Here is a 26160-nt window from a genome sequence, read left to right as displayed (position 1 = left end):
GGTCAGTCACCCTCCCCGCGGAGCGACCGCTGCAGCAGGACGGTGTCCAGCCACCGCCCGTGCTTGTACCCGACCCGGCGCAGGCGGCCCGCCTCGGTGAAGCCGCGCCGCTCGTGCAGGGCGCGCGACGCGGGGTCGCCGGAGTCCGCGACCACGGCGATCACCTCCCGCACGCCCACCTCGGCCACCCCGGCGATCAGGCCGTCCAGCAGTACGTCGCCGATGCCGTGGCCCACCGCCCACGGGGCAAGGTAGATCGAGTTCTCCACGGTCCACCGGTAGGCGGGCCTGGACTTCCACGGCACGCAGTACGCGTACCCGGCGACCGCTCCGTCCTGTTCGGCCACCAGGAACGGCAGTCCCGCGGCGTGGATCGCGGCGAACCGGCGATCCCACTCCGCCACGTCGGGAGCCTCCAGGTCGAACGTCGCGACGCTGTGCTCCACGTGGTGCGCGTAGATCGCGGCCACCGCGTGCAGATCCTCCCGGACGGCGGCGCGCAGCACCGGTGGTTTCTCTATAGGAGAATTTGTCACTACGATAGTGTAGATGGATCTGGTGACGCTGGGCAGCCGCGTGCAGGAGCTGCGCCGTGAGCGGCGGCTGACGCTGCAGGAGCTCGCCGAGCTCTCCGAGGTGAGCGTGAGCATGCTGTCGGCGGTGGAACGCGGTGACAAGGCGCCCACCGTGCTGGTCCTGGACCGGATCGCGGCCGGGCTCGGCGTACCGCTCGCGTCGCTCGTCACCGAACCGGAGAGCGAGCGGATCATCGTCCGCAGGGCCGCGGAGCAGGACGTGGTGGACGAGCCGGGTGGCTGGCGGCGCACGATCCTCACCCCCGTCGTGCCCGGCGTGAACTTCGAGTGGATCCGCTCGACCCTGCCGCCGGGTTGTGTTCCGGGAACCTACCCGGCCTACGCGCCCGGCTCGCACGAGTTCATCGCCGTCGACTCCGGCACGCTTACGCTCACCGTCGACGGGCACCGCACGGTCGAGCTGGCGGCCGGGGACTCCGTGTACCTCGCGGGTGACGCCACCCTGCACTACGCCAACCACGGGACGCGGCCGTGCACCTACCACGTGGCCGCGATCATCATGCGCCCGCGAACGGCGAGGGCGCGGGGCGGCTGACCCACCCCACGCCCCCATCGCCGTTCAGAGCCAGAGGATCGAGACGCAGAACCCCTTGTCGTCGAAGTTGGTCGCCGACACCGACGCCTCGGACACCGGCTCACCGCCGACCGTGCCGGTGATCGTCGCCTCGACCCGGAACTGCGAGCCCTCGGCCTTGCCCGCCTCCAGCTGCGCGCCCTCCTGCACGGCGCGGTCAACGTCGGACTCGTTGAGGCTGGCCGAGTCGCCGCACATCGTGGCCATCGCCGCGGCCTTGTCGCCGTTGTTCAGCGCGTCGACGAGCGTGCCGATGATCTCGTTCCCGTCGGTGACCCCGGTGCCGCCGTCTCCCGCGCCGGTCGCCTCGGTCGGGTCGCTGTCGGTCACCGTCGGCTCCGCGGGCATCGAGGCCTCTCCACCGGAGGCCGTTCCGGAGTTGGAGTCGATCTTGATGTCCTGCCAGCACCACTTCTCCGCGCTCTTCTCCAGCAGGCCCCGCACCTGGAACGTCTTGCTCTCGTAGACCACGCTGACCGGCGCGGTGGCATTGGTCTCGGTGTCCTGGGTGACCTCACCGGTCAGTTTCGCCTGCGAGAGGTCCTTGGCCGAGTCGATCGTCTCGTCGACGTCCTCTCCCGCGTTGCCGCACTTCAGCGAGTTCAGCAACTGGGTGTCGTCGTTGTTGATGCCGTCGACGATCTGCTGTGCGACCGCCTGCGGTCCGTTCTCGCCGCCTTTCTCGTCGCCCAGCAGGAAGCCAGGCGCCAGAAACGCCGTGACGAGGAAGGCGATGAGCACGACCGCACCCGCCGACAGCCCGATCCACAGTCCCGCCCTGCTCTTCTTCGGCGGTGGCGGCGGCCCGCCGAACCCGCCCGCCTGCGGGTACGCGCCGGGCTGCTGCCCGTACGCGCCCGGTTGACCGTACTGCGCACCCGGTGGCGGGTACTGCCCGCCCGGCGGGAACTGACCACCCGGCGGCGGATACTGCCCGCCCTGGGGGTACTGGCCGCCCTGCTGGGGGAACTGGCCGGACTGTGGGTAGCCGCCCTGGCCGTACGGGTCGGGCTGCTGACCGTAGGGCTGCCCGGGCTGGGGTGGGTACGTCATCGCCGAAGCCTCCGTAGATCACAGCGCCCCCAGTGGTGCGCTCCGCGTGGTCCGACGCAGCGGCGGCGGCTGCGGTTCCTCCCCCTCCCGCATCGGTGAACCGCATTCTGCCTGGTGATCGTCCTGCCCGCGAGAGGGCTCCCGCCCGGTACACCGGACGGGAGCCCTCGGGTCGGGTGCGAACGGGCCGCGTCAGCCGGTGGCGAGCACCTTCAGCCGGTCGTAGGCCCCGTTGAACGAGTTCTGGTCGATCGGGCTCGACGTGTACTGCCAGAACGTGTGGAAGCTCCAGCCGTGGGGCAGGGTGCCCACCGAGGACGAGTAGCGGGCCACCCACAGTGGAACGGTGCTGCCGAAGCTCTGCGCGGTCCCGACGCACTGGTTCCACCAGCTGGTGGACGTGTAGATGACCGGCCAGCGGCCCGTGCGGCTGTGGTAGGTGTCGTGGAAGTCGCGGATCCACGCCGCCATGGCCGCCTTGCTCTTGCCGTAGCAGGTGGCGCCGTACGGGTTGTACTCCATGTCCAGCGCGCCCGGCAGGGTCTTGCCGTCCCGCGACCAGCCGCCGCCGTTGTTCACGAAGTAGTTGGCCTGTGTGGCGCCGGACGAGCGGTCGGGCAGCGCGAAGTGGTACGCGCCGCGGATCATGCCGACGTTGTACGAGCCGTTGTACTGCTGGGCGAAGTAGGGGTTCTTGTAGCCGGTGCCCTCGGTCGCCTTCACGTAGGCGAACCGCTTGCCCTGGTTCCACCAGTGGTTCCAGTCGACGTTCTGCTGCCAGCCGCTGACGTCGATGCCGGGCACGGTGGCGGTGGCCTGGACGCCGTCCGAGTTGAGCCCCTGCGGCCGGAGTGCCTGCCGCTTCGTCGAGGCGGTGGACCGGTCTCCCTCCACCCTGGCGATCTGCGAGCCCATCGGATGGTCGTGCGCGCGGACGTAGGCGTCGATGTCCGCCGGCCCGGCCGTGGCAGGGGATGGCGCGCCGAGCAGGAGCGCACCGGCCGTTCCGGCGATCGTGGCGGTCAGCAGGCGCCGCCAGACTCTTCGTGCAGTGAACATAGGGGTGTCCCTTCACGGACCGGGGACCGCCGGGTCCCCGGACTTTCTGTTGCCCTCGCTGCCGAACGGCTCACTGCAGGTAGCCGTTCGGGCGTTGATTGTTACCGCATCGAGTGGTGTTTGTCACTAGTTGACCTGAAATAGGCGACTTGAGTGGGTATTTCACGAAGATCACCCCGCGGCCAGCTTGGCGACGCGGTCGGGTGCCCCGTTGAAGTAGTTCTGGTCGCCGGGAAGGGGGCCGGAGTCGGCGAACTGCCAGATCGTGTGGGTCGGCCAGCCCGCGGGCAGCTCGCCGATCCGCGGGGCGTAACGCGCGAGCCACAGCGGGTTGGTGTCGCCGAACGCGGCACTGTCGCCGGTGCACTTCCGCCACCAGCTGGTGCTGGTGTAGATCACCGGTGCCCGCCCGGTCAGCCGGGTGTAGGTGGCTGAGAAGTCCTTGATCCACGCCACCATTCCGGCCGGTTTCCTGCCGTAGCAGGTGTCGCCGTACGGGTTGTACTCCACGTCGAGCGCACCGGGCAGGGTCTTGCCGTCCGGCGACCAGCCGCCGCCGTGCTCGACGAAGTAACGCGCCTGCTCCGCTCCGCCCGACACGTCCGGCCGGGCGAAGTGGTAGGCGCCGCGGATCAGGCCCGCCCGGTAGGAGCCGTTGTACTGCTGGGCGAACGACGTGCTGGTGAAGCCGGTGCCCTCGGTGGCCTTGACGTAGACGAACCGTGCTCCGTCGCGGGCGGCCGCTGGCCAGTCCACATCGCCCTGCCAGCCGCTGACGTCGTGCCCGAGTGTCTTTCCCGCCGCCGCGAACCGGCCGGTGGGTGGAGCGCCGTGCACTCCCTCGTGGAGTGCGATCTGGGAACCGGCGTGCCGGTGCTCGGCACCGGAATAGTCCGCCGCGGCCGCGTGACCACCACTGTGGACGATCGAGCTCGCGACGAGCAGAGCGGTACCCAGGCAGACCAACGGTTTGCGACGTTCCACTGTGACTCCCGGTGCGTCAGTGTCCCCATCCAGAGATCACCATGCGCCGAAAGAGCCGGTTCCGCGAGTGGGTGTCACCCCACCGGGTGTCAGTGTTCCTGGTCGAGCGCCTGCTGGAGGTGCTCCGCGGGCACCACCGCCGTCACGATGTCGTGCGGGTTGATCACCAGCGGATGGCCCGCGAGCAGCTCGACGATGTCCCTGCCGAGCACCGCCCTCGCGTGCGGCCATTCCTCGGGCACCAGCGACTTCGACGTGTAGGCGGGCACCATGACGCGGCCGTCGGTGTTGTGGAACCCGATCACGGTGCGCTGCACGGGCGACATGGCGTAGACGAACAGCGTCGAGTCGAGGATCACCGGGGGCAGGTCCTCGGCGGGCCGGTGCCGGGTCCGCACCAGCTGCAGCAACCGCTCGAGGTGGTTGTCCGGCTCCGGGAAGCCGAGCGCCTTCGGCGACGGGCGGTAGCGGTCGTTGGGGTGGAAGTCCTCGACGATCTCGCCGTCGGCGTTCACCGGGTAGGCGCCCACGACCGCCCACGACGGCACCCGGCCGTTGGGATCGAACGCCTCGTCGATCACGTACAGCCAGCTGTTCGGGTTGGCCTTGGCGTTGGCCCGCATCTCGCGGGTGATCTTGGGCTTCTTGTTGGTCGCGGGCTCGCCGGGGATCAGCCGGTTCGCGTCGTCCCGCTGCGCCATGGTGTTACCCCACGTTCTGCCGTGCGTTGCTGCTTGCGATCACTCTACTGTGGTGGCATGCCCGCTTCGCGATCGGTCGACCCCGCTGAGTTACGTGCCGCCGTGGCCGCGGTCGCAGGCTGGCTGGACGGCAGCGCCCCGGAACCAGGGCGCGCCGACCTGGCGAGTGCCGTGCGGTTGAGCCTGCGCACGCTCGCCGCCGACGCACCGGGTCGCAGCGTCGAGGTCCGGGTGCCGCCGTTCGCGGCCGTCCAGTGCGTGGCGGGGCCGCGGCACACCCGCGGCACCCCGCCCAACGTCGTCGAAACCGATCCGCGCACCTGGCTGGAGCTCGCCACCGGCCGTCTGCAGTGGACGGAAGCGGTCGAGCGGGGGAGGGTCGGCGCATCGGGAACGCGCGCCGACCTCTCCCCGTGGCTGCCTGTCCTCAGGTTGTAGCGGGGGCCGCGAAGCTCCCCAATGTGGCATTGGTTGCGTTCACCGCACCCGATGCCACATTGGGTGCGGCCGGGTGGGTTCCGGTGCCGTGCCCCGTGCTCAGGGCTTGCGGCCGATGCCGCCCGCGATGCAGTGCTGGACCTGGCTGAGCGGCTTGAGCCGGGGCCCGTCCTGCCACCACTCGGCGCACAGGGTCACGCCCGGCTCGATCATCTCCAGCCCGTCGAAGAGCGCCTCGATCTCGGCCTTGGTGCGGAAGGTCCCGGAGCCCATCGGGCTGTGCCGGAACACCTCCTCCATCTTCCTGGCGACGGCGCTGTGCTCGTTCTCCGGATCGAGGAAGTGGCTGATCGCGACGTACGAGCCGGAAGGTAGGGCGTCGATGTACTCCTGCATGATCTTGCCCGGGTCCTCGCTGGGGCCCTCGTAGTGGTGCAGGGTGCCAAGCTGGAGGAAGGCGAGCGGCTCCGTGAAGTCGATGTGCTTGCGCACCTCCTCGTTCTCGAGGATCTCCCTCGGCTTGAAGATGTCGGCGGCCACGAAGTGCGTGTTCTCGTTCTCCTCGAGCAGCGCGCGCCCGTGGGCCAGGACCACCGGGTCGTTGTCGATGTAGACCACGCGGGAGTCCGGGTTGATCCGCTGCACGACCTGGTGGATGTTCTCGGCGGTCGGCAGGCCGGAGCCGCAGTCGAGGTACTGGGTGATCCCGGTCTGGCTCGCGAGGAAGCGGCACGCCCGGATCAGGAAGTTCCGGTTCTCGAACGCCAGGTCCTGCGCCTCGGGCGCCTTCTGCTGGACGCCGCGCAGCACCTCCCGGTCGATCTCGTAGTTGTCCTTGCCGTTGAGGAAGGCGTCATAGACCCTGGCGATGCTCGCTCGGGTGGGGTCGACACCCACCGGCACTCGTTCGGACTGAGGGACGGGACCAGCCATCGCAGACCTCGCACAAGACGTTTCGGATGTCGCGGATCACACGTAGGGTAGGGGTTCGCTCTCGCGGGGTAAACGGCACCTCCGGGGTAGGATCCCGTGTTCGGAGGCGGTGCAGGTAGTGCGTATCGAGGAAGGGCCCCGGGCATGACGTCGTTCGACGCTTCCGGCGTGGATCAGGGCACCGGCCCTACCGCGCGGCGGATGGTCCTCGGTGGCCAGCTCCGCAGGCTGCGGGAGAAGGTCGGGCTCAGCCGCGCGGAAGCCGGGTACCACATCCGCGCATCGGAATCGAAGATCAGCCGCATGGAGCTCGGCCGGGTCGGCTTCAAGGAACGCGACGTCGCCGACCTGCTCACCATGTACGGCGTCGGTGACCCGGAGGAGCGGGCCAGCTTCCTCGAGATGGTGAAGCAGTCGAACCAGCCCGGCTGGTGGCACCGCTACAACGACCTCATGCCCCGCTGGTTCGACGACTTCGTCGGGCTGGAGGAGGCCGCGGCGCGGATCCAGACCTACGAGCTGCAGTTCGTGCCCGGTCTGATGCAGGTCGAGGACTACGCGAGGGCGATCATCAGCCACGGCCTGCCGCACAGCATGAGCGAGGAGGTCGAGCGGAAGGTCGCGTTCCGCATGCGGCGGCAGAAGTCGCTGTTCCGGCCCGGCGGTCCCCGGCTGTGGGCGGTGATCGACGAGTCGGTGCTGATGCGGCACATCGGTGGCCGGGACGTGTTCGCGAAGCAACTGGAGCACCTGCTCGAGCTCACGTCGCTGCCGCACGTCTCGCTGCAGGTGGTGCCGATCGACCGCAGCGGCTACGCCGCGGAGGGCGCGTTCACGCTGCTGCGGTTCCGCGAGCCGGAGCTGCCGAACATCGCCTACGTCGAGCACCTCGCCGGCGCGGTCTACATGGACCGCCTCGAGGACATCGAGGTCTACAGCCGCGCGCTCGACCGGCTGGCGGTCGAGGCGGAGACGCCCGACCGGACCCGGCAGCTACTCCAGAAGAAGCTCGCCGAGCTGTAGCCCGCGCTCCGCCGCACGCTCGGCGCCGCGTGGCGCGCGGAATCGTCGGTCACGCCGAGTTCGTTACGGGTCACGTCCTGATTCCACTCACTCGTCGGAGTGAACTTCAGGGAACATGTGGATGCACGTGCATTCACACCTGCACCGGCACGTGCTACGGTCGGTGCACAATCGAATGCACGTGCAGATGCACCCCCTGCATCCTCCGAAGGGTTTTCAGTCGGGAAGGTGAGGATCATGGCGGAACAGGTCCGGAACGGGGTCTCCGCGGAGCTACTCCCGGACGCGCGCTGGCGCAAGAGCTCCTACAGCGGGGCCGTCGGCAACTGTGTCGAGGTGGCCACGCTGGTCGGCGGTGAGATCGCGGTGCGCAACTCCCGCGACCCGCAGGGCCCCGCCCTGGTCTACACCCGGGAGGAGATCGCCGCCTTCCTGGCGGGCGCCAAGGACGGTGAGTTCGATGACGTCGTCGGCTGAGCAGCCCGCGGTCGAGGAACTTCTGGGCAGGCTCATCGAGCGGGGTTACCGCTTCGTGCATCCCCGCGACGAGCGCGGCGAGGTGATCGCGGTCGTCGGGGTCAGGGCACACGGCACCGTCGTCGACGTGATCCGCCTCGACGCGGAGGACGACGTCACCGCCATGCGGTTGCCCGGGGACGAGCCGGACATCCTCAAGCCGGCCAGGGCGCTGTGGCGCACCTCCGGCTCGATGCCCGACGTGGTCGACGCCGTGCTGACGCTCGCCGACGACGCCTTCGCCGTGGACCGCAGGGCCGTGCACGGCTGCTGGGTGAGCGACGGTCAGCGCAGGGCGAAGTTCGTGCTCGCCACCGCCTGAGCGGCGGTGCGCCCGGCCGCGCCGCTGAGCGCTACATCACCGGGTCGGACCACCTCCGGCGACTACACTGGAGGTGGTCCGTTCTCGTCTCCAGGGAGCTCCTCGGTGCACACCGATCAGTCGCCGTCCGACATCGCCCCCGAGCCCGAACCGCGTGAGGAATGCGGTGTGTTCGGGGTGTGGGCTCCGGGTGAAGAGGTCGCGAAGCTGACCTACTACGGGCTGTACGCGCTCCAGCACCGGGGACAGGAGGCCGCGGGCATCTCGGTCTCCGACGGCAAGCAGATCGTGGTCTTCAAGGATCTCGGCCTGGTCAGCCAGGTGTTCGACGAGCAGATCCTGTCGTCGCTGCAGGGCCACGTCGCCATCGGGCACTGCCGGTACTCCACCACCGGCGGCGGCACGTGGGAGAACGCGCAGCCGACCTTCCGGACCACCGCGGCGGGCACGGGACTCGCCCTCGGGCACAACGGGAACCTGGTCAACACCCACGAGCTGCACGAGCGCGCCCGGCAGCTGGGCGTGCTGGGCAAGAACGGCGCCACCACCGACTCCGACCTGATCTGCGGGCTGCTCGCCGTGGCCGCGGCCGACCGGGGCATCGAGAGTGCCGCGCTGGAACTGCTGCCGACGATCCGCGGCGCGTTCTGCCTCACCTTCGCCGACGAGAACACCCTCTACGCGGCCCGCGACCCGCACGGTGTCCGGCCGCTCGTGCTGGGCAGGCTCGAACGCGGCTGGGTCGTCGCGAGCGAGACGGCGGCGCTGGACATCGTCGGCGCCTCCTTCGTGCGGGAGGTGGAGCCGGGCGAGCTGATCGCCATCGACGCCGAGGGGCTGCGCTCCTCCCGGTTCGCCAATCCGGAGCCGAAGGGCTGCGTCTTCGAGTACGTCTACCTGGCCCGCCCGGACACCACGATCGCGGGCCGCAGCGTGCACGCCACCCGCGTCGAGATCGGGCGCAGGCTCGCCCAGGAGCACCCCGCCGACGCCGACCTCGTGATCCCCGTTCCGGAGTCGGGCACGCCGGCCGCGATCGGCTACGCGCAGGAGTCCGGCATTCCCTACGGTTCGGGGCTGGTCAAGAACGCCTACGTCGGCCGCACGTTCATCCAGCCGTCGCAGACCATCCGCCAGCTCGGCATCCGGCTCAAGCTGAACCCGCTGCGCGAGGTGATCCGCGGCAAGCGGCTCGTCGTGGTGGACGACTCGATCGTGCGGGGCAACACCCAGCGCGCGCTCGTGCGGATGCTGCGCGAGTCCGGCGCGCTCGAGGTGCACGTGCGGATCGCGTCGCCGCCCGTGCGCTGGCCGTGCTTCTACGGCATCGACTTCGCCTCACGTGCCGAGCTCGTGGCCAACGGCGCGGACCTCGACGGCATCCGCCGGTCGATCGGAGCGGACTCGCTCGGGTACGTCTCGCTCGACGGGCTGGTCGCCGCGTCGGAGCAGCCGAAGTCCCGGCTGTGCGCGGCCTGCTTCGACGGGAACTACCCGATCCCGCTGCCCGACGACGCCCTGATCGGCAAGCATCTCCTGGAGAGCATCGGCGATGCCGACGCCGCCTCGGCGCGCATGACCGTCACCCCTGCGGGGTACGGTGCCGAGGACGCCGTCCGGCGTCCCTAGCCGTTCCAGCCGAGGATGGAGTCCGCTTCGTGAGTGAGTCCACGAGCGCTACGTACGCCGCTGCCGGAGTCGACATCGATGCCGGGGACCACGCCGTCGAGCTGCTCAAGCCCCACGCCGAACGTGCTTCCCGCCCGGAGGTGCTCGGTGGTGTCGGTGGTTTCGCCGGGCTGTTCTCGCTGAAGCTCGACCGCTGGAAGGAGCCGGTGCTGGCCTCGTCCACGGACGGCGTCGGCACCAAGATCGCGATCGCCAAGGCGCTCGACAAGCACGACACGGTGGGCATCGACCTGGTCGCGATGGTGGTGGACGACCTGGTGGTCACCGGAGCCGAGCCGCTGTTCCTCCAGGACTACATCGCCGTCGGCAAGGTGGTGCCCGAGCGGATCGCGGCGATCGTGGAGGGCATCGCCGAGGGCTGTGTCCAGGCCGGCTGCGCGCTGCTCGGCGGGGAGACCGCCGAGCATCCCGGGCTGATGGGCGAGCACGACTACGACATCTCGGCCACCGGGGTGGGTGTGGTCGAGGCCGCCGACGTGCTCGGCCCCGACCGCGTCCGGCCCGGCGACGTGGTGATCGCGCTGGGCTCCACCGGGCTGCATTCCAACGGCTACTCGCTGGCCAGGCACGTGCTGCTGGACATCGCCCGGATGCCGCTGGGCGGGCACGTCGAGGAGTTCGGCCGCACGCTCGGCGAGGAACTGCTCGAACCCACCCGCGTGTACGCGAAGGACTGCCTCGCGCTGGTCGCCGAGGCGGACGTGCGCACGTTCGCGCACATCACCGGTGGCGGTCTCGAGGCCAACCTGGCCCGCGTCATGCCGCGTGGCCTGACCGCGCACCTGGAACGCGGCACCTGGACGCCCGCGCCGCTGTTCGCGCTGCTCGCGCAGCGCGGGCGGATTGAGCGGGCCGAGATGGAACGCACCTTCAACATGGGCGTCGGCATGGTCGCCGTGGTGTCTCCCGAGGACGTCGACCGGACCCTCGCCGTGCTCACCGCACGGCACGTGCCCGCGTGGGTCCTCGGTGACGTCCGGCCCGCGGAGGACCCCGACGGCCCCCGCGCCATCCTCTCCGGTGACCACCCCAGGTTCTGACCTCAGGGTCACCTCGCGTCTGGTGATCCCGGACGCCGAACTCGTCGAGCGGTTCTCCCGGTCGTCGGGGCCCGGCGGGCAGGGCGTGAACACCACGTCGTCACGGGTGGAGCTCTCGTTCGACGTGGCCCGCTCCCCCTCGGTGCCCGAGGATCTGCGGGAACGGCTGCTCGACCGGCTCTCTGGCAGGCTCACCAGGGGCGTGCTCACGATCACGGCCAGCGAGCACCGGGCGCAGCTCGCCAACCGGGAGGCCGCCCGCGAGCGGCTCGCCGCCGTGCTGCGCGCCGCCGCGGCCCCGCCGCCACCGCGCCGCCGTCCGACGAAGCCGAGCCGGGGCGCGAAGGAGCGCAGGATCGCCGAGAAGAAGCGCCGGGGCGAGGTCAAACGCGGCAGGCGCGGCTTCGACGACAGGTCCGGTTGAGCCGCTTCCGCCGCACCGGAACTGGGTAGGGTGCCGGGCGTGACCGAACCGCTGCCCCCCGACGACTCCTACCTGCGCGACCTCACCGCCGCCACCGCGGCCGCCGTCGACCGCGCCGAGCCGCTGACCTCCCCGTTCGCCGGTGCGCCCGCACCGGTGCGCGACCGGGTCGAGGCGGCGGTGGCCGGGCACCGCTCCGACCTGGTCGCGCTCAGCCGCGACCTGCACGCGCATCCCGAGACGGGGTTCACCGAGCACCGCTCGGTCCGTGCGGTCGCCGCGTCGCTGGAGGCAGGCGGGCATGCGGCGACGGTGGGGGTCGGCGGACTGGACACGGCCCTGCTCGCGACGGCGGGCAGCGGTGCGCCGCACGTCGCGGTGCTCGCCGAGTACGACGCCCTGCCGGGGATCGGGCACGCGTGCGGGCACAACATCATCTGCGCGGCGGCCGTCGGCGGGTTCCTCGGCGCCGCGGCCGTGGTGGGCGAGACGGGCGGGCGTGTCTCGCTCGTCGGCACCCCGGCCGAGGAGGGCGGTGGCGGCAAGGAGACGCTGGCCCGGGCGGGCGTCTTCGCCGACGTCGACGCGGTGGTGATGCTGCATCCGTTCAGCCATGACGTCGCCATGCACCCGTTCCTCGGCCGCAGGCAGCTGGAGATGATCTTCCACGGAGTCAGCGCGCACGCCTCCGCGCAGCCGTTCATGGGCCGCAACGCCCTCGACGCCGCGGTCAGCGCCTACCAGGGCGTCGCCGCGCTGCGCCAGCATCTGCCGCCGGGGGACCGCGTGCACGGCGTGTTCACCGACGGCGGGTCGCGGCCCAACGTGGTGCCCGACCGCGCCGCCGTGCTGTTCTACCTGCGCTCGATGCGACCGGAGACCCTGCGCGACCTGGCGGGGAGGATGGCCGCCATCGCCCGCGGCGCGGCCGAGCAGACCGGCTGCGGCGTGGAACTCGAGTGGGACGAGCAGCCGCCGTACCTGCCGATCCGGCACAACCAGGCCCTCGTCGAGCGCTGGTCGGTCAACCAGCGGCGGTGCGGGCGCACCCCGCTGCCGCCCGGTGTGGTGCCCGAGTTCCTCACCGGGTCGACCGACCTCGGCAACCTCAGCTACCGCATGCCTGCCATCCACCCGATGATCGCGGTGTCCGGGCCGACGGTGGCCCTGCACACCATCGACTTCGCCACCGCGGCCGGTTCGGAGGCAGGCGACCGGGCCGTGGCCGACGGGGCGCTGGGGCTCGCCCTCACGGCGGCCGACTACCTCGCCGACGCGGACCTGCGCCTCGCCGTGCACGAGGAGTTCGAACGGGCGGGCGGCGCGCTGGACGTGCCGAACTACTTCAGCTGACCCCGGCCTACTTCGCCGTCCTGCCGACGGGGTCCGGAACGGGTATCCGGGTGGAGTAGCGGGTGTCCAGTACCGGCAGGCTGCGGGCCAGGCGCAGCGGCCGCGGGTACCAGCGCAGGCCCGCGCCCGACCGGACGAGGGTGACCCCCGCCGCCGCGCCGACCGTGTTGAGCAGCACGTCGTCGGTCGACGCCACCCGGCCCGCCGCGAACAGGTACTGCGCCAGTTCGATGGCGATCGAAGCCGACAGCGCCGCACCGGTCGTGCGGCGCAGCGGCCGCCACCACGGCCACCGCGCGGGCAGCAGCGCACCGAGCGGAAGCAGGAGCAGGACGTTGCCGGTGACCTGCAGGAACGACCCGCCGTTCGCGAGCGCGGTCGCCAGGTCCGTGCCCGGCACCGGGTGCACGCCGCCCGGTCCGGGCACCGGTAGCGCGACCAGGGCCACGACCAGCCCGGCGATCGTCACGATGGCCACGTCCAGCGCGGCGGTGGCCGACGCCTCGCTCAGCGGTCTGGTCCGGCTCCGTCGGCGCCGGAGCAGCCGCCAGGCGACCACGGCGAACGGCACGGACATGACCGCGATCGGAATCAGCACTCCGAAAGCGCGCAGCATGGAATCCACGCGAAATCCTCCCCGGCGGCGAGGTCACGCGGGCAGGACGAAATTCCCGCCGCGCGGCGCCCCTTCCGCGCGACCTCTGACGACTCCCAAGATCACCTTCGCATCGGAACCGGAACGCCGCACCAGGAAACGGGGCGCACTTTCCGGTGATCTCCGCTCGGCCCCGGCGTGGCGCGCCGGGCCGGTCAGCCGCGCCAGTGGTACTGCCGCTCGGGCCGCCCCGCGCTGCCGTACCGCAGCTTGACCTCGGCCTGGCCCGCCTCGACGAAGTGCTCCAGATAGCGGCGCGCGCTGGGCCGCGACAGCTCGGTGACGCGGGCGCACTCGCTGGCGGAAAGCCCGTCCGGATGTTCCAGCAGTGCCTGCCGCACGAGGGCCGCCGTCGGCTCGGTGAGGCCCTTCGGCAGCGCGTCCTTCGCCCGCGACCGCGCTCCGAACACGTCGTCGACGTCGCCCTGTTCCGCCGACGGCCGCTCGGACAGCCGGGCCAGCTTGGCGCGCAGCGCGGTGACGTGTTCCAGCTGCTCGCGCAGCGCGGGGTACGAGAACGGCTTGATGAGGTAGTGCAGCGCACCGCCGCGCATCGCGCCGCGAATGGTCTCCACGTCCCGGGCCGCCGTGATCACGATGACGTCGGTGTCCACCGTGGACACGTCGGCCCGCAGCTTCCTGAGCACGGTCAGGCCGTCGAGGTCGGGCAGGTAGACGTCGAGCAGAACCAGGTCGGGCCGCAGGTCCCGGACGGCCCGCAGCGCCTCCGCGCCCGTGTGGGCGGTACCGACGACAGCACAGCCCGGCGTGCGCTCGACGTAGCCGCTGTGCACCCGGGCCACCATGAAGTCGTCGTCCACGACGAGCACCCGCAGCACGGCGACCGCCTCACTGCCCGTCGGCGAGGCGGACGCACTCGGCGATCACCCGCTGCAGGTGCACCCCGCGCCACACATCGCAGGGGTGCGTGCGGGTGCCACTGGCGACCATCGCGGCGAAGTCGTCGAGCAGCGCGGTGTACGACTCGGCGGCCGCACCCGGCCTGCGGCCGAGGGTCCGGTAGCCGCCCTCGCCGTAGACGGCGAACTCCACGACGGTCGGCCGCACCGGCAGCCGCAGCGACAGCGCGGCCGTGCTCGTCGCCCCGCCCGCGTGCGCGAGCAGCACGTGCCACACGTCGCCGTCGCCGCGGTGCGCCGCGAGCACGCCCGTGATCTCGCCGAGCGCGGCGTCGAGCAGGTCGAACGCGTGCGGCCCGATGTCCGCGAGCGCGCCCTCGGTGTGCCGCCACGACGATCCGCCGTACCTCTCGCCGAGCAGCGCCCCGGACAGCCAGCGGGCGCTCCCGCCGCGCCACCCGCCGGCGGCGGTCACGTCGGCCAGCCACTCGCGGGTCGGCAGCGCGTAGCGCATCGTCAGCAGCATGAGTGCGACGACATCGGCGTCCCGGACGGCCTCGGCGACGCGCTCGGCCCCCGCCACGTCGGAGGCCAGTGGCTTCTCCAGGATCAGGTGCCTGCCCGCCCGCGCGGCGCGGACGGCCAGGTCGGCCTGCACGCCGGGCGGCACCGCGAGCGCCACGGCGTCCACCTCGTCGACCAGCTCGTCGAACGTCGCGCACGCGCGCGCCCCGTGCTCGTCGGCGAGTGCCGCCGCGACCTCCGGCCGGCGGGTCCACACCGAGGTCAGCGAGGTACCCGGATGCTCGGTGAGGCCGGGCGCGTGCACCGTCCTGGCCCACGAACCCGCACCGACCAGTCCCACCCGAAGCGCGTCGTCCACGCCGAGCAGCGTAGGCGGAGCTCAGCCGTAGCTGTAGAAACCCCGCCCGGTCTTCTTGCCGAGCAGCCCCGCGTCCACCATCCGCAGCAGCAGCGGTGGCGAGGAGTACAGCTGCTCCTTGAACTCGGCGTACATGGAGTCGGCGATCGCCTTGATGGTGTCCAGGCCGATGAGATCGGCCAGCCGCAGCGGGCCCATCGGGTGGGCCGTGCCCAGCTCCATGCCGCGGTCGATGTCCTCGGCGGACGCGAAGCCCGACTCGAACATCCGGATCGCGGACAGCAGGTACGGCACCAGCAGCGCGTTGACGATGAACCCGGCCCGGTCCTGCGAGCGGATGACGGTCTTGCCCAGCGCGCCGGTCACGTGCTCGTCGGTGCGCCGGACCGTCTCCTCGTCCGTGAGCAGCGAGGGCACCAGTTCCACGAGCGGGAGCACGGGAACCGGGTTGAAGAAGTGGACGCCCACGACCTGCTGCGGCCGCTCGGTCGCCATCCCGAGCTTCATGATCGGGATGGAGGAGGTGTTCGACGCGAGGATCGCGTCGGGCCGATCGACGATCTTGTCCAGCGAGCGGAAGACGTCCACCTTGGCCTGCTCCTGCTCGAGGACGGCCTCCACGACCAGGTCGCGGTCGGCGAACGCCTCCTGCTCGGTGGTGAAGGTCAGCCGGGCGAGCGCCGCGTCGGCGTCGTCCTGGCTGAGCTTGCCGCTGCGCACCCCGCGCTGCAGGGACTTCTCGATCCGGGCCCGGCCCGCGTCCAGCGCGGGCCGGTTGACCTCGCTGACCACGACGTCCAGGCCCGCGCGCGCGTGCACCTCGGCGATACCGGAGCCCATCAGCCCCGCACCGACCACACCGACCCGCTGGATCCGCTCCGCCACGACCTCTCCTCACTCACCGGCCCGGTTTCCGGGCACAAAGCGGGAACGCGAGGGCGAATCCCGGCCTGACCGGGCTCCCACCCTCGCGTTCCGCGTCACCTGTCAACGGCGGTAGTCGTCGTACCCGTCGTCGTACGGGTCCTCGTACCGGTCCTCGTCCTCGTGGCTGTCGTTCGAGGAGTTGCTCGACAGCTCACGCTGCAGCGCATCGAAGTCCGTGGTGGGAACGCTGTACTTGAGCTCCCGGGCCACTTTCGTCTGCTTGGCCTTAGCTCGGCCGCGCCCCATGGCTCGACCCCCTCGCACAGGGGCGGGGCGGCCGGGGGAATCGGCGGCCCCGCGTCGTCTCGACAACTATTTCCTCTGAACACCGTACCGTGTCGAAGGCCTCGGATGCGACGCGGCACGGTGTGCGAACGGTGACAGTATCCCCGCGGGGGCGGCGCTCGAACCAGCCCGCGCTCACGATGCACCGGTCACGTGCCACGATTCTCGGGTGCTGCGTCCCTTCGTCGCCTACCTCAGGGTGTACGAGCCGCTGTCCGCGTTCGGTGAACCCCCGGACGAGCAGCTCGTCCGCGCCGTCGAGGGAGCCGAACTGACCCGAGCCCGCGCGGGCGAGCGAGAACACCTGCTGTGGCTCAAGTCACAGCTGGGCAGTCCGGTCCGGCTGTTGCCGGGCGACCGTCCGGACGGCTCCCCGCACTCGGAGGGGACGGCCGACGTGCTCGTGCTCGACCCGGGCGACGTGCCCGTCGAGGACGCGGCCACCGAGGTCGGGCCAGGCCCGCTCGTGTGCCCATTGGAGCTGCGCGCCCGCTCGGCCGCCGCGCTCGTCGGCTTCCTCGGCGAGGCACCGCCCGCGTTGCGGGCCGCCGTGCTCGACGCGAGCGGACTGTCGGCGGAGACCGTGCGGTCCCGCGCCGCCACGGCCGTGTCCGCACTGCGCAGGCCCGCGATGCACGTGCTGTCCACCTCGTGGACCGTGCCGCTGCCCTGGTTCTCCCTGGTCGAACCCGACACCCGCAGGCTCGTGCTCGGCTCCGGCCCGCACGACCCGGAACGCGAACTCTCCTGGCGCGTGGCCATGCCCGACGCCCGCAGGCGGCTGGAGGAGGCGCACCAGCTGGTGGAGAACGCGTTCGGCGAGTCGGGGCCGACCCGGGTGCTCGCCGAGACGGCCCGCTGGCTCGACAACTTCCACGACGCGTCCGCGGTCGAACTCGACTACGGCGGGCTCGTGCAGCTGATGACCGACCCGATGCTGGAGACCGACACGTCGGCCGACGAGGTGCACGGGGTCGTCGAAGCGCTGCGTAACGACGACATCGAGGAGCTCGCCGAGTCCTTTCAGGAGCTGCGTGACTACTGGGGCGACATCGCGGCGAGGGAACGCTTCAACTGATCGGTCGCGCGGAGCTCGCCGACGGGGACGCCGCCGCCGAGCACCTGGCCCCGGCCGCTGCCCAGCCCGGCGAGCACTGAGGCCGCGGCCGGGTTCTCCGGTGCCACACCCAGCGCTCGCAGCGCCTCGGCGAGCACCGGCCCCCTGGCGCGGGCCGCCCCGTCGGCGATCTTGCAGGCGACCGCGGTGCCGTCCGGGAGGGCGACGGCGTGCACGCCCTCCGCGCCGATCTTGGCGAGCAGCCCGGGGACGGCGACCATCAGCAGCGTGTCCTCGCGGCCGCTGCCCGCCACCAGCCAGGGGTTCGCCCGCATGGCGTCGGCCACCCGGCGTTCCGCGCTGCCCTCGGCGGCGGTGACCAGCCTGCCGAACGCGCGGGCGAGCCCGGTCAGCGAGTAGGCGAACAGCGGCGCCCCACAGCCGTCCACCCCGGTCGCCGCGAGGCGTTCCCCGGTCAGCTCGGCGACCGTGTCGGCAAGCGCGAGCTGCAGCTTGTGCGCGGGGTCGAGGTAGCCGGCGGTCGGCCAGCCGTTGCGGACGCAGGTCGCGAGCATCCCGGCGTGCTTGCCGGAGCAGTTCATCGCGGCCCGGCGCGGGCCGTGCCACGACCGGATCGCCGCCAGCCTGCTCGCCTCGTGCATCGGGTAGTCCGCGGGACAGCCGAGGTGGTCGGCGGTGAGGCCGGCCCGGTCCAGGATCGCCAGCGCCCGCCCGACGTGCGCGGGCTCGCCGCTGTGCGACGCGCAGACCAGAGCGAGGTCGCGATCGCCGAGGTCCAGCCCCGCGCGGAGCATGCCGAGCGCCTGTAGCGGCTTGGTCGACGAGCGCGGGAACACCGGGCGCGCGGCGTCGCCCACCGCGACCCGCACGGACCCGTCAGGGCGGGTGACCACGAGCGCGCCGTGGTGCACGCTCTCGACGAAACCGGAACGGACGACCTCGACGAGTGCCGGGTCGCTCACTCGCTCTCCTCGGTGCCGTCCGCGTCGTCGCCGCGCCGCTGGCTGGCGAGCAGCTCGTCCACCGAGGCGGAGCCGTGCGCGTACCGGCGCGCGATCTCGGCGTTGAAGGCGTCGACCACGGCCTGGACCTCGCGCCTGCGCCGCGACACCGACGCCTCCTGCTCCCGGTAGTCGCTCAGCGTCCCGGCGAGCTTGTCGTCCGTCAGCGCCGAGACGTCCGACAGTTCCGGGTCGCCGACGAGCGCCTCCGCGCGCCGCCGGTACTCGCCCGCCCGCGACGGTCCCAGCGGCTGGTGCCTGCCCGAACCCGTCGCCGGGCCGAGGGCGTTGTCGGCCAGGATCGTGGCGAGCTGGTCGACGATGCTCACGCCACCGCCGGACCTGCGGCGCTGCTGCTCCGCGCGCACGATGTCGATCCGGGCGTGCAGCAACCTGCGCAGGTAGGACAGGTCGGTCTCCTCCTGCGCTGCCTCGTCCCGGCGTTCCCGCAGCGTCGTCAGCGGCAACTGCTCCAGGTCACGCGCGTAGTCGGCGGCGAGGACGCGGTCGATGCGCCGGCGCCCGCCGGGCCGGACTTCGATCACGGGGCCATCCTGCTCCAAATCGGTCTCACACACCAGGGTGGGGTCCGCGACGGTACCGCAAGATCGCTCACATTCGCTGCCGCGCCCGGCCGGTGTCAGCCCCTCAGGCGCTCCACCGCCGCCCGGCCGGGTGCCACCCGCTCCCCGGGCACCGAGTCCGGGTCGATGGACGCCTGCACGACCTGGTCGTCCTTCCCGACGTGCAGCTCGGCCTCGGTCGGCACCGAGCGCTTGACCAGGGCGAGCGCCACCGGGCCGAGCTCGTGGTGCTGGGCCACGCTGCCGACGCGGCCCACCGTGCGCTCGCCGTGCAGCACGGGATCACCCGTCTCCGGGTAGATCTCCGGCGAGCCGTCGAGGTGCAGGAGCAGCAGGTTGCGCGGGGGCTTGCCGACGTTGTGCACCTTGGCCACCGTCTCCTGGCCCCGGTAGCAGCCCTTGGCGACGTGCGCGGCCGAGCCGATCCAGCCGACCTCGTGCGGGATCGTGCGCTCGTCGGTGTCGACGCCGAGCCGGGGCCGCTGCGACTCGACCCGCAGCGCGTCGAAGGCCCACGACCCCGCGGGGCGCGCGCCCGCGTCGGTGAGCCGCTGCCACCAGCCGCTCAGTTCGTCCCTCGGCACGAGCAGGTCCACGCTGTACCGGCCGGGCCACGGCATCCGGCGGGCGAACCCGCCGCCCGGCAACGCGGTGACGGCGTACGGCTCGTCGGCGAGGCCGGCGAGCACGTCCGGCTCCAGCACCGTGGCGATGTCCGGGCCGAGCAGGGTCAGCACCGCGAAGCCCGCGGTGGCGTCGGCGATGTCCACCTTCGACCAGAACTTCATCGCCTCGAGGTAGTCGAGCAGCGGCTGCCTGCCGCCCTTCGGCAGCGCGCTGGTCGCCATCGGGCCGGGATCGGTGTCCAGCCACACCGTGCCGTCGAGGTGCGCGAACACGAGGTGGGTGTCGATGCGGCCCTGGCTGTCGAGCACGAGCGCCTCGCCGCCCGCGCCCTCGGAAAGCTCGCTGACGTGCTGGGACAGCACCAGGTGCAGCCAGGAGAGCCGGTCCTCGCCGCGGACCGAGAACACCTCGCGGTGGGAACGGTCCACGACGGCGACCCCGCGGACGGCCGTGCGTTGCTCGGCGAACGGGTCCCCCCAGTGCCAGGGCACTCCGCCCTCCGGGTGACCTTCCGGAGGGGCGACCGCGCCGCGGAGTTCGAGCAGGGGTGACTGGTAGGCCATGGAACCGATCGTAGGCGAGTTTCCGGATGAGTACTGTGGCGTCATGCGCGTACTCGCCTTCCTGGACGGAACGCTGGCCGATCCGGACGCGGCCCACATCCGGGTCGACGACCTGGGCCTGCTCCGCGGCGACGGCATCTTCGAGACGGTGCTCGTGGCCGACGGCGTGCCCCGTGAGCTCGGGCCGCACCTCGACCGGCTGGCCCGGTCGGCGGCGATGCTCGACCTGCCCGAGCCCGACCGGGCGGCGTGGGAGCGGGTGGTGCGGCTGGTGCTGGACAGCTGGTCCGGATCCGCGGAGTTCGCGCTCAAGCTCGTCTACACGCGGGGTGTCGAGGGCGACCCGGCCTCGGCGCCCACGGCGTTCGCGCTCGGCATGGAGATCGACGAGAAGGTGCGGCGGGCCCGCGCCGAGGGCGTCGCGGTGGTGACGCTGGACCGTGGCATCGACCCCGACTACACCGAGCGCGCGCCGTGGCTGCTGCTCGGCGCCAAGTCGCTGTCGTACGCGGTGAACATGGCCGCCGTGCGGGAGGCGGCGCGGCGCGGCGCGGACGACGTCGTCTTCACCGCGCCCGGCGGCACGGTGCTGGAGGGCCCGACGTCGAACGTCATCGTGGCGAGGGGGCGGACGCTGTACACGCCGCCGCCGTCGCTGGGGATCCTCAAGGGCACCACCCAGGGCAGCGTGTTCCGCGGCGCCGAGCGGGCGGGCTGGGCCACGAAGGTGGAGCCGCTGGAGGTGGCGGACCTGCGCTCGGCGGACGGCCTGTTCCTGGCCTCCTCGGTGCGCAAGCTGACGCGCGTGCACACGCTGGACGGGCAGCCGCTTCCGGACTCCTCCGCCATCCACGCGGAGCTGGCCGAGGCGTACGAGGCCGAGTACGCGGGCTAGGGTTCTCCCGCCCGTTCAGCCGACGACGCGCTGCAGCAGTGCCGAGGCGTGCGGCGTCATGGGTTCGCCGACCATCGCGCGCTCCTCGACGTAGCCGAGGTCGCCGTTGCCGACGATGCCGTACAGGCGCTTCGCGGCGACGACCTCCTTGGCGCTCGCGGTGCGCACGACGGCGTCGGTGCCGAGCTCCCACGCGGCCTGTTTGGCCGGCTTGCCGTAGAACAGCTCGATGATGCCGCTGGAGTGGGCGAGCAGCAGCTCGATCGTGTCGTCCGGCTGCGGTCGCCACCAGCCGGTCTCCCTGGCCGCCTGCCTGATGACGTTGCCGTCCGCGTCGAGCAGCCACGAGCGCGCCTCGTGGAACAGGAACGGGCGGCCGTCGTGGGAGATGGTGAGCTGTTGCGCGAACCGGAACGGGCCGTCGATCGTGGGGTAGTTGATCTCACCCTCGCCGCGCCACACGCCGACCAGCGGCAGCAGCGCCAGGCAGGCGTCGTTGAGGTTCGGCCCCTCCCGCAGGTTGGCGGTGTCGCCGGGGATCGGCAGGCCTTCGAGCTGCGGGATGTTGCGCTTGCCGGTGTGCTCGGCGCGCTCCGCAGCGGCCTGGATGGCTTCGTCGCCGCTGGACATCGGGCCTTCCGTCAGCGCTGGTCGGAGTAGAGCCGGTACACCACGTAACCGCCGAACCAGGTCGTGGCGACGATGGCCAGCACCAGCAGGGTCGTAAACAGGATCTCCACGCCCGCAGGATAACAACGTCCCCCAAGGCCACCTTGGTTGCGTTCAACGCAACCAAGGTGGCCTTGGGGGACAGTGGCCGACCGGGGGTCAGGCGACCGGGATGGAGACCTGGTGGAGGCCGGGGCCCTCGGCGTCGACCGTGGCCTCGCCGTTGCCGGTGCGGTGCAGCGCCCGCACCGTCCAGGTGCCCGGGGCCGCGTAGAACCGGAAGTCGCCCTCGGCCGAGGCCTGCACCTCGCCCGTGAACTCACCGTCGGCGTTGAGCAGGCGCACGTAGGCGCCGCCGACGGGGCCGTCCCCTCCGGTCACCTTGCCCGCCACGACCACCTGGCCGTTCGTGTCCTCCTGCGCCGAGACCGCCGTCTGGGCCGGCGCGCCGCAACCGTCGCTCATCACTTCGCTCCCGTCTCGATCGGCACGCCGACCAGCGAGCCGTACTCGGTCCACGAACCGTCGTAGTTCTTCACGTCCTCGAGGCCGATCAGCTCGTGCAGCGCGAACCAGGTGTGGCTGGAACGCTCGCCGATCCGGCAGTAGGCGATGGTGGGCTTGGCGGTGTCCAGGCCCGCCTCCTCGTAGAGCTCCTTCAGCTCCTCGGCGGACTTGAAGGTGCCGTCCTCGTTGGCCGCCTTGGACCACGGCACGTTCACCGCGCTCGGGATGTGGCCCGCGCGCTGCGCCGACTCCTGCGGCAGGTGCGCCGGGGCGAGCAGCTTGCCCGAGAACTCGTCGGGCGAACGCACGTCGACCAGGTTCTTGGTGTTGATCGCGTCGACGACCTCGTCACGGAAGGCCCGCAGCGAGAGGTTCTGCTCCCGCGCGGTGTAGTTGGTGCGTTCCCGCTTGACCTCGTCGGTGGTCAGCTCCCGGCCGTCCAGCTCCCACTTCTTGCGGCCGCCGTCGAGCAGCTTGACCTTGTCGTGGCCGTAGAGCTTGAAGTACCAGTACGCGTAGGCGGCGAACCAGTTGTTGTTGCCGCCGTAGAGGACCACGAGGTCGTCGTTGGCGATGCCCTTCTCCGACAGGAGCGCCTCGAAGCCTGCCTTGTCGACGAAGTCCCGGCGCACCGGGTCCTGCAGCTCGTTCTTCCAGTCGATCTTCACGGCACCGGGGATGTGCCCACCGTCGTACGCGGTGGTGTCCTCGTCGACCTCCGCGAACACCACCCCGGGGGTGTTCAGGTTGTCCTCTGCCCACTGCGTGGTGACCAGGACGTCTTCACGGCTCATGGAGCGGCACTCACTTTCTCTCTCGTTGGAAGGGGGTACTCGTCTGGAACCTGTCTCACGCCTGTTCGGCGCGTGGCGCGAGCCGCCTGATGAGCAGGTACATCTCGCAGCCGAGACAGAAGCCGAACGCCGCGTTGAGGAACGCGGCGAACAGGGCGAACGCCGTGGCGACGATGCCGAGGACCGGCAGCCCCGCGGCGTAGCCGACCGTGCCGACCAGGGCGAACACGAAACCGACGGCCTGCGCGAACCGCAGCGGCGCGGCGTCCTCGCGCTCGCTGGTCGGCCGCAGCCTCGGCGCGACCAGGACGCGGTAGAGCACCGAGTACGGGGCCGGCCGGAGCCCGACGAAGGCGCCGATCGCGAACACCACCGTCTGCGCGGCGAGCAGCGGCCACCATCCCGTGAGCAGCACGACGGCGAGAACGACCGTCGTCACCACCGCCGCGAAACGCGGACCACGGGGGTCGACCGCGGACGAAGCGGACATGTCACCTCCTGTATCGAACGCCGGGCCAGTACGAACGGCCCGGCGAACACAGGCTGCTGCGCACGCGGCAGAGGTCGACCGCGCGACGCTGCGTGAGGAGATGGAGGGGCAGCCTGTCCACGGCGCCCAGGGTACCGAGACTCCCTGGTAGTGGGAACCGCGTTCAGTCTGTGGGACGCGCCCGGGTGAGGTGGGCCTCGAGGGCGGCCAGCAGCTCGGGCGCCTTCGGCACGCCGCTCACCCGCAACAGCTCGTCGCCCTCCGGGCCGAGCGCGAGCGTGGTCGGCGTGCGGAGCACCCCCAGCTGCTGCGCGACCTGTGGCTGATGGGTCACGTCCAGCTCGACGTGCCGCAGTCCGTCGGTGCGTTCGGCCAGCTGTCCGAGCACCGCCCGCGCGTGCCGGCACGGGGCGCAGAAGGTGGTGGACAGCTGGACGAGGGTGACGGCGGGCCCGGTCGCCGACGTGTCGAGCACGGCGGCGACCGGGGCGGGCAGCGCGTGCTCCGCGCGCGCGGGCCCGGCCGCGCGGATCCGGCCGTTGCGCCTGGCCAGCAGCGCGCCGGCGAGCAGGCCGGCCACCAGCGTGCCGACCAGCACCCACACTCCCGTCACCGCGGTTACCTCATCCTTGTGTCCGGTTCGCCGAGGCCCCGGCGAAGGTCACGTTCTCGGCCTCGCCCTTGATGGTGATCGAGCCGGACTCCACCTGTACCGCCGTCGGGGTGACCGTGAACGGCAACCCGCCGGTGTTGATGTCCGCCTCGAAGTTCGGCAGCAAGGCCTCCTGCACTTCCCGGGGAACGACGGTGGTCTCCTTGTCATTCCCGAACTGCAGCCGGTGCGGTGTGATCCGGATCGTGCTGCCGTCCAGCTCGATCATCGCGAAGGCGAAGAGCTCGATCCGCTCGCCCGCGATCCGGGAGTAGCCGGACAGACGCACGCCCGCCGTCGAGTCGTCGGTCCGCTCCGTGGACTCGTCCGGCTCGGGCTCGTTCTCGTCCCCCGAGCCGTCGCCGTTGCGGACGTAGTCCTCGGAGGACGGTTCGATCCGCAGGTCCTCGATGTTCGTCAGCGGCTCGACGCGGGAGATGTCGCTCTCCTTGAGCGTCACCTGGCCCTCGAGGTCCCCGATCTCGATCGCGTTGACCTTGCCCGCCGTCAGGTCCGACAGCGGCGCGGTGACGTCCCGCAGGTCGGCACGGATGGCGACGTCGCGCAGCGGACCGACGGGGATGCCCTGCGCGGACACGGTGATGTGCTGGTACTCGCCGGAGATCGCCTGGGTGGCGAACGGGAACCCGTTGATCGTCACGGCCGGGTCGTTCGACAGCTCCAGCTGCTCCCTGGCCTTCTGGGACACCGCGTGCTCGGCGTAGGCGGCGAGGGCGAAATCCGCTCCGACGAGCAGGCCGGCCAGCACGACCAGCACGATGACGACCCGTCTCGTCCGCTTTCCCCTGCGGTTGCCCTGGCGGGCCTGCTGACTCACGACAGCGCTGCTCACAATCGCGTCCGATCTCATCGTCCGGCAGTTCGCGGTGCCTCGCCGACCCGTACGACCTGGTGTGATGCCCGTTTCACGGTGGAGACATCCGGTCCGTTCACCGGCTATTCTCATCCAGGACCGGCCGGAGCTTCTCAGCGAGGCGATCCCAAGATATAGGGCGGTGGCCATGAGCCTGGACCTACTGGTACTCACAGCCGAGTCCGAAGCGACCGCGGTGTTGCCCGCTCTGGAACTGCTTCCCCACACCGTACGCGTGCGGGCGCCCGAGGTGACGGCGCTGCTCGACGCGGGCCACCGGGACGTGATCCTGCTCGACGCGCGCACCGACCTGGCCTCGGCCAAGAGCCTCTCCCGCCTGCTCAAGGGGGCGAGCGACGAGGACGCCACCACCCCCGTGATCGCGGTGGTCGGCGAGGGCGGTCTCGTCGCCGTCAGCTCCGAGTGGCGGGCCGACGACATCATCCTGCCGACGGCCGGGCCCGCCGAGGTGGACGCGAGGCTGCGGCTGGCCACCACCCGGGACGGCGCCACCACACAGGTGGACGCGGAACTGCGCGTCGGCGACCTGGTGATCGACGAGGCCACCTACACCGCCCGCCTGCGCAAGCGCACACTCGAACTGACCTACAAGGAGTTCGAGCTGCTCAAGTACCTCGCGCAGCACGCGGGCCGGGTGTTCACCCGCGCCCAGCTGCTGCAGGAGGTGTGGGGCTACGACTTCTTCGGCGGCACCCGCACGGTCGACGTGCACGTCCGGCGACTGCGCGCCAAGCTCGGTCCCGAGCACGAGCAGATGATCGGCACCGTGCGCAACGTCGGCTACAAGTTCGAGCGCCCCGCGAAGGGGATCGGCCCGGTGAAGGGCGGCAGGCCCCCGGTTCCGGACTCCTTCGAGGCCACCGAGTTCTCCCGCCGCTGACCCGCGAGTCCCCCGTTCCCGCACGCGAGTGCCGCGCTCGGCGCGGTGAAGTCCGCGCTCGCGCCCCCCGAGTTCGCCGGTCGGCCGCCGTGGCACACCAGGGGATAGTGTCGGACTCAGTGTCAGGGTGATGTTGCCGCTGTTGCGGTGGTTGGGATCCTGGCCGTTGGTGATCTGGCTCGTAGTGTCGTTGCCGCCCGTGGGTTGGCG

General features: G+C 71.5%; 32 protein-coding genes. 12 read left to right on the top strand and 20 right to left on the bottom strand.

What is annotated here, in order from left to right; all coding sequences use genetic code 11:
- Positions 1–2: 2 nt before the first annotated feature.
- Entirely contained in the window at positions 3–536 is a 534-nt protein-coding gene (locus B0I33_RS12790; RefSeq protein ID WP_245900638.1) for a GNAT family N-acetyltransferase, read from the bottom strand.
- A 13-nt stretch (positions 537–549) separates the two neighbouring features.
- Between B0I33_RS12790 and B0I33_RS12785 the strand changes: the two genes are divergently transcribed.
- Entirely contained in the window at positions 550–1131 is a 582-nt protein-coding gene (locus B0I33_RS12785; protein WP_106178968.1) for a helix-turn-helix domain-containing protein, read from the top strand.
- Positions 1132–1155: 24 nt separating this feature from the next.
- On the opposite strand, the gene B0I33_RS29935 is transcribed toward B0I33_RS12785, so the two are convergent.
- From B0I33_RS29935 to B0I33_RS12765, 4 genes are all read right to left on the bottom strand, one after another.
- Positions 1156–2223 (bottom strand): hypothetical protein, encoded by a 1068-nt coding sequence (locus B0I33_RS29935; RefSeq protein WP_181193275.1) that lies wholly within the window; start codon positions 2221–2223, stop codon positions 1156–1158.
- Between the two features lie 192 nt (positions 2224–2415).
- A complete protein-coding gene (locus B0I33_RS12775; RefSeq protein ID WP_106178967.1) occupies positions 2416–3282 on the bottom strand; it encodes a lysozyme in 867 nt (288 codons plus the stop codon).
- A gap of 171 nt (positions 3283–3453) precedes the next feature.
- Entirely contained in the window at positions 3454–4227 is a 774-nt protein-coding gene (locus tag B0I33_RS12770) for a lysozyme (protein ID WP_245900696.1), read from the bottom strand.
- Between the two features lie 128 nt (positions 4228–4355).
- On the bottom strand, positions 4356–4967 hold the full coding sequence (locus B0I33_RS12765; RefSeq protein ID WP_106178965.1) for a type VII secretion system-associated protein: 612 nt from the start codon (positions 4965–4967) through the stop codon (positions 4356–4358).
- A gap of 57 nt (positions 4968–5024) precedes the next feature.
- Between B0I33_RS12765 and B0I33_RS12760 the strand changes: the two genes are divergently transcribed.
- On the top strand, positions 5025–5405 hold the full coding sequence (locus tag B0I33_RS12760; RefSeq protein ID WP_106178964.1) for a sterol carrier family protein: 381 nt from the start codon (positions 5025–5027) through the stop codon (positions 5403–5405).
- A gap of 99 nt (positions 5406–5504) precedes the next feature.
- Here B0I33_RS12760 and B0I33_RS12755 read toward each other — a convergent pair whose 3' ends face one another.
- Complete coding sequence (locus B0I33_RS12755; RefSeq protein WP_181193274.1) at positions 5505–6302, bottom strand: SAM-dependent methyltransferase; 798 nt, start codon at positions 6300–6302, stop codon at positions 5505–5507.
- 180 nt (positions 6303–6482) lie between these two features.
- On the opposite strand from B0I33_RS12755, the gene B0I33_RS12750 reads away from it, so the two are divergent.
- From B0I33_RS12750 to B0I33_RS12720, 7 genes are all read left to right on the top strand, one after another.
- The gene (locus tag B0I33_RS12750) at positions 6483–7361 is read left to right on the top strand and encodes a helix-turn-helix domain-containing protein (RefSeq protein ID WP_106178962.1); all 879 of its coding nucleotides are present in this window, start codon (positions 6483–6485) and stop codon (positions 7359–7361) included.
- A gap of 237 nt (positions 7362–7598) precedes the next feature.
- Positions 7599–7838 carry a DUF397 domain-containing protein gene (locus B0I33_RS12745; RefSeq protein ID WP_106178961.1) on the top strand — a complete coding sequence of 80 codons (240 nt, stop codon included), beginning with the start codon at positions 7599–7601 and terminating at the stop codon, positions 7836–7838.
- Positions 7822–8199: a hypothetical protein gene (locus tag B0I33_RS12740; protein ID WP_106178960.1), complete on the top strand. Its 378-nt coding sequence runs from the start codon at positions 7822–7824 to the stop codon at positions 8197–8199. Before B0I33_RS12745 ends, B0I33_RS12740 begins: the two co-directional genes overlap by 17 nt.
- A 105-nt stretch (positions 8200–8304) precedes the next feature.
- A complete protein-coding gene (purF, locus tag B0I33_RS12735) occupies positions 8305–9828 on the top strand; it encodes an amidophosphoribosyltransferase (RefSeq protein ID WP_245900637.1) in 1524 nt (507 codons plus the stop codon).
- Between the two features lie 29 nt (positions 9829–9857).
- On the top strand, positions 9858–10928 hold the full coding sequence (purM, locus tag B0I33_RS12730) for a phosphoribosylformylglycinamidine cyclo-ligase (protein WP_106178959.1): 1071 nt from the start codon (positions 9858–9860) through the stop codon (positions 10926–10928).
- A complete protein-coding gene (arfB, locus tag B0I33_RS12725) occupies positions 10909–11352 on the top strand; it encodes an alternative ribosome rescue aminoacyl-tRNA hydrolase ArfB (protein WP_106178958.1) in 444 nt (147 codons plus the stop codon). Before purM ends, arfB begins: the two co-directional genes overlap by 20 nt.
- A 39-nt stretch (positions 11353–11391) precedes the next feature.
- Positions 11392–12705: a M20 family metallopeptidase gene (locus B0I33_RS12720; RefSeq protein WP_106179409.1), complete on the top strand. Its 1314-nt coding sequence runs from the start codon at positions 11392–11394 to the stop codon at positions 12703–12705.
- Between the two features lie 7 nt (positions 12706–12712).
- Here B0I33_RS12720 and B0I33_RS12715 read toward each other — a convergent pair whose 3' ends face one another.
- The 5 genes from B0I33_RS12715 to B0I33_RS12695 all read right to left on the bottom strand — a co-directional run bounded on the left by B0I33_RS12715 (position 12713) and on the right by B0I33_RS12695 (position 16276).
- Positions 12713–13282, bottom strand: a complete 570-nt coding sequence (locus B0I33_RS12715; RefSeq protein WP_245900636.1) for a VanZ family protein — start codon at positions 13280–13282, stop codon at positions 12713–12715.
- Positions 13283–13515: 233 nt separating this feature from the next.
- Positions 13516–14199: a response regulator gene (locus tag B0I33_RS12710; protein WP_181193273.1), complete on the bottom strand. Its 684-nt coding sequence runs from the start codon at positions 14197–14199 to the stop codon at positions 13516–13518.
- Between the two features lie 10 nt (positions 14200–14209).
- Positions 14210–15103, bottom strand: coding sequence for a Gfo/Idh/MocA family protein (locus B0I33_RS12705; protein ID WP_106178956.1), 894 nt, complete (start codon positions 15101–15103; stop codon positions 14210–14212).
- A 21-nt stretch (positions 15104–15124) separates the two neighbouring features.
- On the bottom strand, positions 15125–15988 hold the full coding sequence (locus B0I33_RS12700; protein WP_181193272.1) for a 3-hydroxybutyryl-CoA dehydrogenase: 864 nt from the start codon (positions 15986–15988) through the stop codon (positions 15125–15127).
- Between the two features lie 102 nt (positions 15989–16090).
- Entirely contained in the window at positions 16091–16276 is a 186-nt protein-coding gene (locus B0I33_RS12695) for a DUF3073 domain-containing protein (RefSeq protein WP_028661962.1), read from the bottom strand.
- A gap of 208 nt (positions 16277–16484) precedes the next feature.
- Between B0I33_RS12695 and B0I33_RS12690 the strand changes: the two genes are divergently transcribed.
- The gene (locus tag B0I33_RS12690) at positions 16485–17393 is read left to right on the top strand and encodes a DUF8083 family protein (protein WP_106178955.1); all 909 of its coding nucleotides are present in this window, start codon (positions 16485–16487) and stop codon (positions 17391–17393) included.
- On the opposite strand, the gene B0I33_RS12685 is transcribed toward B0I33_RS12690, so the two are convergent.
- The 3 genes from B0I33_RS12685 to ygfZ form a co-directional block, all read right to left on the bottom strand.
- Positions 17354–18355, bottom strand: a complete 1002-nt coding sequence (locus tag B0I33_RS12685) for an asparaginase (RefSeq protein WP_106178954.1) — start codon at positions 18353–18355, stop codon at positions 17354–17356. The two genes, B0I33_RS12690 and B0I33_RS12685, sit on opposite strands and share 40 nt — an antisense overlap.
- Positions 18352–18939, bottom strand: coding sequence for an RsiG family protein (locus B0I33_RS12680; RefSeq protein WP_106178953.1), 588 nt, complete (start codon positions 18937–18939; stop codon positions 18352–18354). The genes B0I33_RS12685 and B0I33_RS12680 overlap by 4 nt, the downstream gene beginning before the upstream one ends.
- Positions 18940–19034: 95 nt before the next feature.
- Positions 19035–20168: a CAF17-like 4Fe-4S cluster assembly/insertion protein YgfZ gene (gene ygfZ, locus B0I33_RS12675; protein ID WP_106178952.1), complete on the bottom strand. Its 1134-nt coding sequence runs from the start codon at positions 20166–20168 to the stop codon at positions 19035–19037.
- A gap of 43 nt (positions 20169–20211) precedes the next feature.
- Here ygfZ and B0I33_RS12670 point away from each other — a divergent pair, with 43 nt between their 5' ends.
- Entirely contained in the window at positions 20212–21063 is an 852-nt protein-coding gene (locus B0I33_RS12670; protein WP_106179406.1) for an aminodeoxychorismate lyase, read from the top strand.
- 15 nt (positions 21064–21078) lie between these two features.
- Here the strand turns inward: B0I33_RS12670 and B0I33_RS12665 are convergent, their stop codons facing one another.
- From B0I33_RS12665 to B0I33_RS12640, 6 genes are all read right to left on the bottom strand, one after another.
- Positions 21079–21693 carry a heme-binding beta-barrel domain-containing protein gene (locus tag B0I33_RS12665; RefSeq protein WP_106178951.1) on the bottom strand — a complete coding sequence of 205 codons (615 nt, stop codon included), beginning with the start codon at positions 21691–21693 and terminating at the stop codon, positions 21079–21081.
- 198 nt (positions 21694–21891) lie between these two features.
- On the bottom strand, positions 21892–22197 hold the full coding sequence (locus tag B0I33_RS12660) for a DUF1416 domain-containing protein (RefSeq protein ID WP_106178950.1): 306 nt from the start codon (positions 22195–22197) through the stop codon (positions 21892–21894).
- Positions 22197–23033, bottom strand: coding sequence for a sulfurtransferase (locus B0I33_RS12655; protein WP_106178949.1), 837 nt, complete (start codon positions 23031–23033; stop codon positions 22197–22199). Before B0I33_RS12655 ends, B0I33_RS12660 begins: the two co-directional genes overlap by 1 nt.
- A 55-nt stretch (positions 23034–23088) precedes the next feature.
- Positions 23089–23523, bottom strand: a complete 435-nt coding sequence (locus B0I33_RS12650; protein WP_106178948.1) for a DUF4395 domain-containing protein — start codon at positions 23521–23523, stop codon at positions 23089–23091.
- A 163-nt stretch (positions 23524–23686) separates the two neighbouring features.
- Positions 23687–24136, bottom strand: coding sequence for a TlpA family protein disulfide reductase (locus B0I33_RS12645; protein WP_106178947.1), 450 nt, complete (start codon positions 24134–24136; stop codon positions 23687–23689).
- A 10-nt stretch (positions 24137–24146) separates the two neighbouring features.
- Positions 24147–25013 carry an LmeA family phospholipid-binding protein gene (locus tag B0I33_RS12640; protein WP_245900635.1) on the bottom strand — a complete coding sequence of 289 codons (867 nt, stop codon included), beginning with the start codon at positions 25011–25013 and terminating at the stop codon, positions 24147–24149.
- Between the two features lie 184 nt (positions 25014–25197).
- Between B0I33_RS12640 and B0I33_RS12635 the strand changes: the two genes are divergently transcribed.
- Complete coding sequence (locus B0I33_RS12635; protein WP_106178945.1) at positions 25198–25950, top strand: response regulator transcription factor; 753 nt, start codon at positions 25198–25200, stop codon at positions 25948–25950.
- Positions 25951–26160: the final 210 nt, after the last annotated feature.

Origin of the sequence: Prauserella shujinwangii, assembly GCF_003001955.1 — a bacterium.
GTDB lineage: Bacteria > Actinomycetota > Actinomycetes > Mycobacteriales > Pseudonocardiaceae > Qaidamihabitans > Qaidamihabitans shujinwangii.
This window is presented reverse-complemented; position numbering and strand designations above follow the sequence as displayed.